12 protein-coding genes are annotated in these 9,464 nt (G+C 43.6%); 9 read left to right on the top strand and 3 right to left on the bottom strand.

All coding sequences use genetic code 11. The features are described from left to right. Positions 1–324: 324 nt before the first annotated feature. Both SSCH_RS14145 and SSCH_RS14140 read left to right on the top strand, forming a co-directional pair. Positions 325–1,827: a potassium/proton antiporter gene (locus SSCH_RS14145; RefSeq protein ID WP_044666041.1), complete on the top strand. Its 1,503-nt coding sequence runs from the start codon at positions 325–327 to the stop codon at positions 1,825–1,827. 20 nt (positions 1,828–1,847) lie between these two features. Next, positions 1,848–2,090, top strand: a complete 243-nt coding sequence (locus SSCH_RS14140) for a GIY-YIG nuclease family protein (protein ID WP_044666040.1) — start codon at positions 1,848–1,850, stop codon at positions 2,088–2,090. Between the two features lie 148 nt (positions 2,091–2,238). Here SSCH_RS14140 and SSCH_RS14135 read toward each other — a convergent pair whose 3' ends face one another. Both SSCH_RS14135 and SSCH_RS14130 read right to left on the bottom strand, forming a co-directional pair. After that, on the bottom strand, positions 2,239–3,126 hold the full coding sequence (locus SSCH_RS14135; protein ID WP_044666039.1) for a YitT family protein: 888 nt from the start codon (positions 3,124–3,126) through the stop codon (positions 2,239–2,241). A 92-nt stretch (positions 3,127–3,218) separates the two neighbouring features. Continuing rightward, a complete protein-coding gene (locus SSCH_RS14130; protein ID WP_044666038.1) occupies positions 3,219–4,358 on the bottom strand; it encodes a THUMP domain-containing class I SAM-dependent RNA methyltransferase in 1,140 nt (379 codons plus the stop codon). A 250-nt stretch (positions 4,359–4,608) separates the two neighbouring features. Between SSCH_RS14130 and SSCH_RS14125 the strand changes: the two genes are divergently transcribed. The 4 genes from SSCH_RS14125 (at position 4,609) to SSCH_RS14105 (ending at position 7,861) form a co-directional block, all read left to right on the top strand. Then, entirely contained in the window at positions 4,609–5,205 is a 597-nt protein-coding gene (locus tag SSCH_RS14125) for a YhfC family glutamic-type intramembrane protease (RefSeq protein WP_052835685.1), read from the top strand. Then, positions 5,202–5,624 carry a DUF3887 domain-containing protein gene (locus SSCH_RS14120; RefSeq protein ID WP_044666036.1) on the top strand — a complete coding sequence of 141 codons (423 nt, stop codon included), beginning with the start codon at positions 5,202–5,204 and terminating at the stop codon, positions 5,622–5,624. The genes SSCH_RS14125 and SSCH_RS14120 overlap by 4 nt, the downstream gene beginning before the upstream one ends. 59 nt (positions 5,625–5,683) lie before the next feature. Beyond that, positions 5,684–6,151 carry a DUF5808 domain-containing protein gene (locus SSCH_RS14115; protein ID WP_156972321.1) on the top strand — a complete coding sequence of 156 codons (468 nt, stop codon included), beginning with the start codon at positions 5,684–5,686 and terminating at the stop codon, positions 6,149–6,151. A 303-nt stretch (positions 6,152–6,454) separates the two neighbouring features. Then, positions 6,455–7,861 carry an MATE family efflux transporter gene (locus SSCH_RS14105; protein ID WP_198142504.1) on the top strand — a complete coding sequence of 469 codons (1,407 nt, stop codon included), beginning with the start codon at positions 6,455–6,457 and terminating at the stop codon, positions 7,859–7,861. A 40-nt stretch (positions 7,862–7,901) separates the two neighbouring features. Here the strand turns inward: SSCH_RS14105 and SSCH_RS14100 are convergent, their stop codons facing one another. After that, a complete protein-coding gene (locus SSCH_RS14100) occupies positions 7,902–8,501 on the bottom strand; it encodes a THUMP domain-containing class I SAM-dependent RNA methyltransferase (protein ID WP_052835684.1) in 600 nt (199 codons plus the stop codon). Positions 8,502–8,513: 12 nt separating this feature from the next. Between SSCH_RS14100 and SSCH_RS14095 the strand changes: the two genes are divergently transcribed. The 3 genes from SSCH_RS14095 to SSCH_RS14085 all read left to right on the top strand — a co-directional run. Beyond that, positions 8,514–8,801: a UPF0158 family protein gene (locus tag SSCH_RS14095; protein WP_052835683.1), complete on the top strand. Its 288-nt coding sequence runs from the start codon at positions 8,514–8,516 to the stop codon at positions 8,799–8,801. Positions 8,802–8,818: 17 nt separating this feature from the next. Continuing rightward, positions 8,819–9,136, top strand: coding sequence for a YhfC family glutamic-type intramembrane protease (locus SSCH_RS14090; RefSeq protein ID WP_052835682.1), 318 nt, complete (start codon positions 8,819–8,821; stop codon positions 9,134–9,136). Between the two features lie 136 nt (positions 9,137–9,272). Continuing rightward, a partial coding sequence (locus SSCH_RS14085; protein ID WP_044666033.1) for a helix-turn-helix domain-containing protein occupies positions 9,273–9,464 on the top strand: 192 nt, incomplete at its 3' end.

Raw genomic sequence — 9,464 nt, 5'->3', positions numbered from 1 at the left:
AAAGATCGTTAAGCGTCTGAACTTACAAGGACAACTATAATTTAAAAGATTCCCGTGAGTATCCAAAGAGGCATTAGGGACTGACTGTCCATCACCGCAATGGTATGGCTGGTTTTCCTATGCTTTCAGAATCGACGAAAGGAGCGAAGCGGAACCTCACGGGCCGACAATGCGGTAAAACCGCAATTGATTTAACCTAAACTCCATTTTTAAAAAACCGAACTCAAGATGATATGGAAGTAAATAGTATCATGAATTAGCCGTGGCATCCGACCTCTATTCACTAGAGGCATTTCAAAAGAAATGATAAAATAGATATTGTCTATGCTCATTTCACTTCCAAAGGGGTTTTCTTATTCGAAGTTCTTATATTTAGCCATACTTATGATTCTAGCAACCTTTTCGACAAAACTTGCTGCACGACTGGGCGTACCAGGAATGATTGTCTTTCTCCTCTTGGGTATGATTTTTGGCAGCGACGGCTTGAATTTAGTACAATTTAATGATCCCGTCCTGGCACAGCAGATCTCTTTTATTCTGTTGATCTTCATCCTTTTTGAAGGCGGTTTCAGCACAAAGAAGAAATTGCTGGAGGTTGCCTTTCGGCCGGCTTTTAGTATGGCCACAGTTGGCATTGTAATCACTGCTGTTACCCTGGGTGTTACCTCTCACCTGATCCTGGGGCTTGACATACTGTCAACCCTGCTTCTCGGTTCGATAATAGCTTCTACAGATGCCGCAGCAGTTTTTGCACTTTTTCGCAATAAAAACATCCAACCCAGGACAGCGGCAACTTTAGAGATAGAATCCGCATCAAATGACCCGGCAGCAATTATTTTAACAGTAGCCATGATCGACCTGATTCTAGGAAAGGTAGCGACTCCACTGCTCTTCTTTGTAAATTTAGGTTGGCAAATCGTGGCTGGCATCGGGATCGGCTACCTGATCGGAAAGGTTGGTCCGTATTTATTCAATAAAGCAAAACTGAATACCGGCGGTTTCTACTATGTATTAATCCTTAGTATGTGCTTTTTAGGTTACGGATTAGCAGACGTGATCAAGGGCAACGGCTTTTTGGCAGTTTTTATGGCGGGTTTTTGGATGGGCAACTCTGAATTTGTTTTTAAACAAGGGATTACTCGCTTTTTAGAGGGAATTGCTGCCTTTTGTAATGTGATGCTATTTCTGATGCTGGGGCTGTTGGTCTTTCCTTCCGAAATCCTTACATTCTGGAAACAGGGTGTCATTATAGCACTGCTCATTATTTTTGTCGCCAGGCCAATAGCTGTATTTGCATCTACTGTATTCTGGAAATATTCCTTCAAAGAAAGACTCTTTTTATGCTGGGGAGGTATCAAGGGATCAGTTCCCATTGTGCTGGCAACATACCCATATGTGGCAGGTATCGATAATGGGAACTTCTATTTCAATATTGTCTTTTTTGTTGTCATCATATCAGCGCTGATCCAGGGGTCAACAATAGATCTATTGGCAGAAAAACTAGGGCTATTAGTTAAGAAAAAACCGTATTCTCCGTATTCTCTAGAACTACTCACATTGGAAGAATCACAGTGTGAGTTGTTGGAATACGATGTTAAAAAAGATTCATGCCTGATCGATAAACAACTGCACGAGATACCACTGCCCAAGGATAGCCTTATTAACGCCATTGTAAGAAAAAACGAGATCATTACACCACGTGGAGACACAACTATAAAAGGAAGGGATATTTTATTTATCCTCGTAAAGTATGAAGACAAGGATGACCTGTTAACCATATTGGAAGAAGGGTGTCTGGATGAGAACAAGCAGACAGAACAATCATAGAGGTGGCGGGTGGCAATAGGATGCACTACTATGTTTATATTCTTAAATGCAAGGACGGTACCCTCTATACAGGCTGGACAAATGATCTAGAGGCCAGGTTAACAGCACATAGAGAGGGTAGGGGAGCCAAATACACCCGCGGCCGCAGACCGCTGGAACTTGTCTATACAGAAGAGCTTCCCAGCAAAAGTGAAGCTGCAAAAAGAGAGTACCAAATAAAGAGGATGGCTCGCAGGCAAAAAGAACTTTTGATCGACAGTTAGTTGCTTACACTTGAGAGATGATTTATAATACCAGCTTCATCTCCCTGTGGAAAGGGTTGTGGCCTTGGTTATGGCTGAAGAAGTGGCAAAGTTTACTGCCATCATGTTTAGGTTCTTATAGCAAATGAGATAGATGAGCTTGCAAATCCTACGTGGGCATTGTAAATCCCTTACCGGAAACCTCAGCTGTTTCGGAAACAAACATAAACGCACTGGGGTCTAGCTGAAATACTATCTCCTTCACCTTGGGAATCTCAAAGTTGTTCACCACACAGCTGATCACCATCTTGGATTCCCCGGTATAGCCACCTTGCCCTTCGAGGAAGGTAATGCCTCTACCGAGCCTCTCCATGATCTGCTCAGCGATCTTGTTGTTTTCATCAGATATGATCGTCACCGACTTATAGCTGCTCAAGCCCTGAAGTACCTTATCTGTAACAGCCCCCAACACCCACATGCTGACAATGGTATAAAGAGCAATTTTAAGTTCAAAGAGAACCAATGACATCAAGATTACAACAACATTAAAGTAGAAGAAACACGCACCAATCGAGATGTTCCATTTTTTCTTAACGATCATAGCAATAATATCAGCACCACCGGCCGATGCACCGGCCCGCAAAATAATACCACCGCCTATTCCACTGACAACCCCGGAGAAAACAGCAGCCAGGAACAGGTCGAGCTCAGGAACAGGGATATAGGGCTCAGTGAGCGGCAAAGCGGCCGCCATGGTCAGTGTGCCGATCAAGCTGTACAATATAAACTTAAGATTTAGTTCCCTCAAACCCAAGATAAACACAGGGATATTTAAGATTAGAATACCTATAGGAAGTGGGATGTTGAGCAGGTAATTCCCGATCAGTGCAATTCCGGTAAGCCCCCCGGATAATAAACCATAAGGCACGACCAGCACATTGTACGCCACTGCTACGATAACTGAGCCGATGGTAATGGGCAGTATTGTTTTTACAAACTGCCATATGCTATTTAATATTTTACGAATGTCAACTTTTAGCTTGAAATTTTTCAACATTGATTCGATGGACCTCTTTCTAAAATTAAGCATGCAATAACGGTTATTATATCTAATATTAAATTGATGTCAATTACTTAAATTTATGATATTTATGATCCCCTCCTGGGTGGACGAGGTCCGTAAAACTGGTAGTACTGGCACTCGATCCTGCCGTTATAGAGCTTACGCCTCCGATCAGCCCGCCGCCCAAACAGCCTTTCAAAGTTCCGGTAAGAAGTGAGCACATATAAAGACCAGGTATCAAGGGGCTTAAAAGTTACTCCCATCTGACGGTAAAGCTGTTCCACCTCTTTGACATCCTCCAGCCGCTCACCATACGGTGGGTTGCAGATCAGACAACCGTATTTTTTCTTGGTACGCAGATCAGCCACAGGCATCTGCTGGAATGAGACATAATCGTTGACACCCGCCAATTTGGCATGATAACGGGCAATGCTCATCACTTTAGGGTCAATATCTGTACCCCTGATGTTGAGTTTAAGATCCCGGCGGATCAGATCCTCAGCTTCCTGGCGGGCTTCGCTCCAAAATCGCTGAGGAAGATAAAGCCAACTCTCTGCAGCAAACTCCCTGTGAAGACCAGGAGCAGCATTAAGCCCGATCAATGCAGCCTCAATGGGTATTGTGCCAGAGCCGCAGAAAGGGTCAAAGAGGATACGCTCAGAGTTCCAGTAGCTGAGATTGATCATCGCAGCAGCCAATGTCTCTTTGAGAGGGGCAGAGGTACTCAACTTGCGGTAACCACGCTTGTGAAGGCCGGCACCGCTGGTATCGATGGTCAGTGTAGCCACATCTTGGAGCAATGATACCTCAATGGTGTAGAGCGGGCCAGTTTCATCGAACCACTTCCTGTGGTACTTCTTTTTCATGCTTTCCACAATCGCTTTTTTGACTATAGCCTGACAATCAGATATGCTGAACAGCTTTGATTTGACAGACTTCCCCTCAACAGGGAAGCTGGCGTTTTCCGGAAGCCAATCCGCCCAGGGCAAAGCCTTTGTTTTTTCAAACAGCTCATCAAAAGTAAGTGCTTTAAACTCCCCAACCCTGATCAGTACCCGGTCAGCAGAGCGCAACCAGAGATTCGACCGGCAAACAGCCCTCTCATCTCCCTGAAAGATCACCCTGGCGTTTTCTACTTCTGTTTCATACCCGAGATCCTGTACTTCCCGCGCAACCACAGCTTCCAGTCCAAAAGTTGCAGTAGCTATTAGTTCAATTTTTTTCATCCATTATCACATCCATAACTATTATGGCAGATAGTTCGGGGAGAATGCAAATAAGAGACGGTATTTGCCCACTGTTTTGAAGCAAATAAATTATCGCGTGTTTATGGCAAAAAAGAGGATATTGGTAATCATTGGCGAAAATAATAACATACCAGCCGAGGGGACGGTTCCTTTGGCAGATCCAGCCATGTTTTTTAGAGTCCTATCAAAATAGGTTAATTAGGTAAATATCACCGGTGGAGGTGGTGCGTTGCGAAAGAAAATCCTATATTTTGTTCTCGGTTTTCTTTGTTTTCTTATTTCCCAACCTTTGTTGCGTTTACCGCTTTTACATAAGTTGCAGCAAACAACTGGCTTTGCACTTGCATTTATGATGAATCCATTACTCATACAGGTATTAATTGCGTTATCCGCCGGAGTTTTCGAAGAGACTTTCCGCTTCTTATTTAAGCTCTTTTTTTTGAAGCCAGACAAGTGTGCGATAAGTCAACCAATTCTATTTGGGTTAGGACATGGAATTTCAGAAGTATGTGTATTTCTGTTGCCCGTAGTTGCTATGCTCTCCATAAGTCAACTATCTATCGCTTTAATAGAAAGAATATTAGCAGTAACCTTTCATGTTACAGTAACAATCGCAGTGTGGAATGGATTTCAAAGAAATAAGAAGGTATTGTTTTTGTTATTAGCCATTTTACTTCATGGAATGGTAGATGCATTGATTCCTATTATCTCATCTGTCACTACTTCGGTTTTTGCGTTCTATGGCGCATTTTTAGCGGTAGACATCATCATGGTTATCTATGCTTTCCATTCACGAAAATATTATCTCAAGGAGGCAATCCAATGAGCAAGTCCAAAATCAAGTCTATCTGTATTTTAGTTCTGTCATTGATTATTTGCTTTGGAGTATTAGCCGGCTGCGGGCAGAAGCTATCCAGTGACTTTGACGAAGCAGAAGTCAAGTCAGCTGCTGAGAATGTAATTACGTTGGTTAACGAGAAAGATTCTGAAGGGCTAAGAGAAATGTCTACTGTGCAAATGAAAGAGGGCCTTACAGATGATCTATTGAATAAAGTATATGAAGCAATTGGCGAAGGTGGAGCTTTCAAAAATGTAGAAAATATGGGTGTCGCCGGTATGACTAACAAAGAAAATAACGAAGAGTTGGCGGTTGTTGTTGCCAAAGCAAAGTATGAAAACAAGTCTTTCACCTATACTATAAGCTTTACAAAAGATATGAAATTGGCGGGTTTATACTATAAGTAATTACATGCTATGCACAGCAGCGCGTTTATAAACAACATCTGCTGATCTCTTTGGGTTTAATGAACATTATAGCCACCATTCTGATCATACCATTACAATTGATTGTGCTTGATTTAATAAGTCCCAGCAGCCTGGGAGTTTATAACAACAACTGGGGTTTTACAGCAGGAGTATTTATCGCCATGCTGCCTGTGCTGATTGTCTATTTCCGCTCCGGACAGGGAGGACGAAAGCTGAATTTATCACCGGAGGCTTTGGAGTTTGCGAGTTATGAGGCCGTACAGAATGCCCCTGTAGGCATAGAGGGCGATGTGGTGTTAGATGATGACCAATTTTGGAAGATGGGACTCTTCTACTATAATCCCGCGGACCCCTCATCCATTATTGAGAACCGCTTTGGGGTTGGCACCGGCTTTAATTTTGCCAGGGGTTGGGTGAAAATCATTACGGTTATCAGCTTGGTTGTTTTTATACTTCTTTATGTATTGCTGACCGTTCTGTTCCTTAATCATGGGCTATTGGGATAGATCTAGGCTGCAGTAGGGAAGAGATAAAAGTCTGTTCTATATAACTAATTTGAACTCTATATCTTTACCCAAGGCCATAACCGCGCCTATAGCACGGAAGGTATCTTCGGAGTCGATTCCCCAGGCAGCAATGTCCACATCGGACTGTATATAAATCGCACTCCCAAAGGTACCGCGGGTTTGATCAAAAAGGGGTTTGCTTACACCGGATAGATAATTTATAATACCAATTGTGTTTGAAGATACCACTTTGAAAAACTTCGGGGTGGTTTTATATTTTTTTGATCTAATGAGGGATTAAGGGTGCACAAAATAAAAACTCTTGCACGAAAATACCTGTTTGGCGGAAAAGAATTCTACTCTCAGCTATTGGTTATCGCCCTACCCATAATCATACAGAACTTTATCGCCTCTTCTCTGAATATGGTTGATACTGTTATGATCGGGCGCTTGGGTGAAACCGAGATAGCGGCTGTGGGCCTTGCCAACCAGTTTTTTCTGTTATTTATCCTTCTTGTCAGCGGCATTCACAGCGGCTGTTCGGTATTTATTGCTCAGTTCTGGGGCCAGGGAGAAAAGGAAGGCATCCGCAAGGTCCTGGGGGTTGCACTGCTGGCAGCAGTGTTGGTATCGCTGCTCTTTACTGTTATTGCTTTGTTTTACCCGGAAGGTATCGTCCAAATCTTTAATAAAGACCCACAGGTTATCCGGGAGGGTGCCGTTTATCTTAAAGTAGTGAGCTTAAGTTATGTGTTTACTGCTGTCAGCTTTGGATTTGCCATGGCTTCCCGCAGCATCGGGAATACCCTGCTACCCATGGTGGTCAGTGCCCTGGCACTGGGCTGTAACACTTTCCTTAATTATGTGCTGATTTTCGGCCATTTTGGCGCACCACAACTGGGGGTAGAGGGCGCGGCCATAGCCACTACTGCTTCTCGGATCATAGAAATGCTGGTTCTTATAGTGTTTATCTATTTCAGGAGTGAAGTTCTCAGGGTTCGTTTAAGTGATCTTAGAGGAACCTCCACAGCATATCTGCAAAAGATATTTACAACTGTCCTACCGGTTATATTAAACGATGGATGTTGGGCATTGGGTTTTGTAGTGTATTCGGTGGCCTACGGAAGAATCAGTACACAGGCTTTTGCAGCTGTCCAGATCACCAATACCATTCAAAACCTTTTTACAGTAGCAATATATGGCATGGCCAGCGCATCCGCAGTTATGGTAGGGCATAAAATCGGAGAGGGTAATGAGGAGGATGGAGCAAACTATGCATGGCGCTTTTCCGCTCTTGCCTGGCTCGGTGGTCTGCTCATAGGAGGATTGATGGCAGCTACTTCACCTTCCATTTTATCTCTTTTCAATGTTTCAGCAAATGTCTATCACAGCGCCCTGCGCATCCAGTACATCACTTCCCTGGTGATGGTCATCCGTGTTTTCAATATTGTACATATTATCGGGGTTTTGAGGGGAGGAGGGGATGTGCGTTTTTCTTTGATAGCTGAGGCCTTTACTATGTGGTGTATCGGTGTACCACTGGCCTTTTTTGGAGCGTTTGTGCTTCACCTCCCTGTGGAAGGGGTTGTGGCATTGGTTATGGCTGAAGAAGTAGCAAAGTTTACTGCCATCATGTTTAGGTTGGTATCAAAGCGGTGGATAAATAATGTGGTTCATGAGATAGATGAGATTGCAATATGTGAAAGATAGGGGGTTGAGATGGTTACGTGGGCACTGTAAATCCCTTAGTTTATGGTCTCCTCCTGGGTGGACGAGGTCCGTAAAACTGGTAGTACTGGCACTCGATCCTGCCGTTGTAGAGCTTACGCCTTCGATCAGCCCGCCGCCCAAACAGCTTTTCAAAGCCCCGATGAGAAGTGAGCACATACAAAGACCAGGTATCAAGGGGCTTAAAAATTAGTCCCATCTGACGGTAAAGCTGCTCCACCTCTTTGACATCCTCCAGCCGCTCACCATAGGGTGGGTTGCAGATCAGACAGCCGTATTTTCTCTTGGTACGCAGATCAGTCACAGGCATCTGCTGGAATGAGACATAATCATTTACACCCGCCAATTTGGCATGATAACGAGCAATGCTCATCACCTTAGGATCGATATCTGTACCTCTGATGTTGAGATTAATATCCCGACAGATCAGATCCGCAGCTTCCTGGCGGGCTTCGCTCCAAAATCGCTGAGGAAGATGAGGCCAACTCTCTGCAGCAAACTCCCTGTGTAGGCCAGGAGCAGCATTAAGCCCAATCAATGCAACCTCGATGGGTATCGTTCCAGAGCCGCAGAAAGGAACAAGGAGGATGCGCTCAGGGTTCCAGTAGCTGAGATTGATCATAGCAGGCCTTGGATGTTATGGGGTAGTGACAAATATATTGAGCTCCCGGACAAGTGGGATATACATGAGTACAGCATCATGGAGGCTTTTTGTGGTTCTGTGAGGAATGACAGAATCAGCAATGCACTATATTCTGCTATTAAAGGGCGTGGTGCCTTCCGAAGGTTTAAAGATGCAATACATAGATACAGCATTGAAGATTCCTGGTACAAGTTCCGGTATGAAGCATTGAAAAAATTGGCTGTTGAATGGTGTGAAGAAAATGGTATTTCCTATGTTGAAACACAAGGTGGAAATTAACTGCTGGAGGTGATGCGTTGCGAAAGAAAATCCTATATTTTGTTCTTGGTTTTCTTTGTTTTCTTATTTCCCAACCTTTGTTGCGTTTACCACTTTTACAGAAGTTACAACAAACGACTGGTTTTACACTTGCATACATAATGAATCCAGTACTGATAGGAGTATTGATTGCTTTAACCGCCGGAATATTCGAAGAAACTTTCCGGTATCTGTTTAAGCTCTTTTTTTTGAAGCCAGACAAGTGTGAGATAAGTCAACCAATTATATTTGGGCTAGGACATGGAATTTCAGAAGTATGTATGATTCTGCTGCCCGCACTTGCCATGGTCCGATAAGTCAATTATCCATCGCTTTAATCGAAAGAATATTAGCAATAACCTTTCATGTGACAGTAACAATTGATGTGGTAACCTACTAGCGGACACCGCGAAGATGGACAATAATAAAGAGAAGCCATCAGGAGGTGTCGACATGGGAAAATATTTTGACAGAGATACGAAGGTAGCTTATGTAGAACAGATTAATTCCGGAAAGATGACGGTCACAGAGGCAGTCAATGAGTTGGGCTGTAGCAGGTCAGCGATTTACTCATGGATAAAGAAGTTATCCGAAGACGGGGAACACGGTCTTCCAGGCAGCGGACATATGAAGCCGGATTTGGAA

Origin of the sequence: Syntrophaceticus schinkii (assembly GCF_000946815.1) — a bacterium.
Classification (GTDB): domain Bacteria; phylum Bacillota; class DSM-12270; order Thermacetogeniales; family Thermacetogeniaceae; genus Syntrophaceticus; species Syntrophaceticus schinkii.
This window is presented reverse-complemented; position numbering and strand designations above follow the sequence as displayed.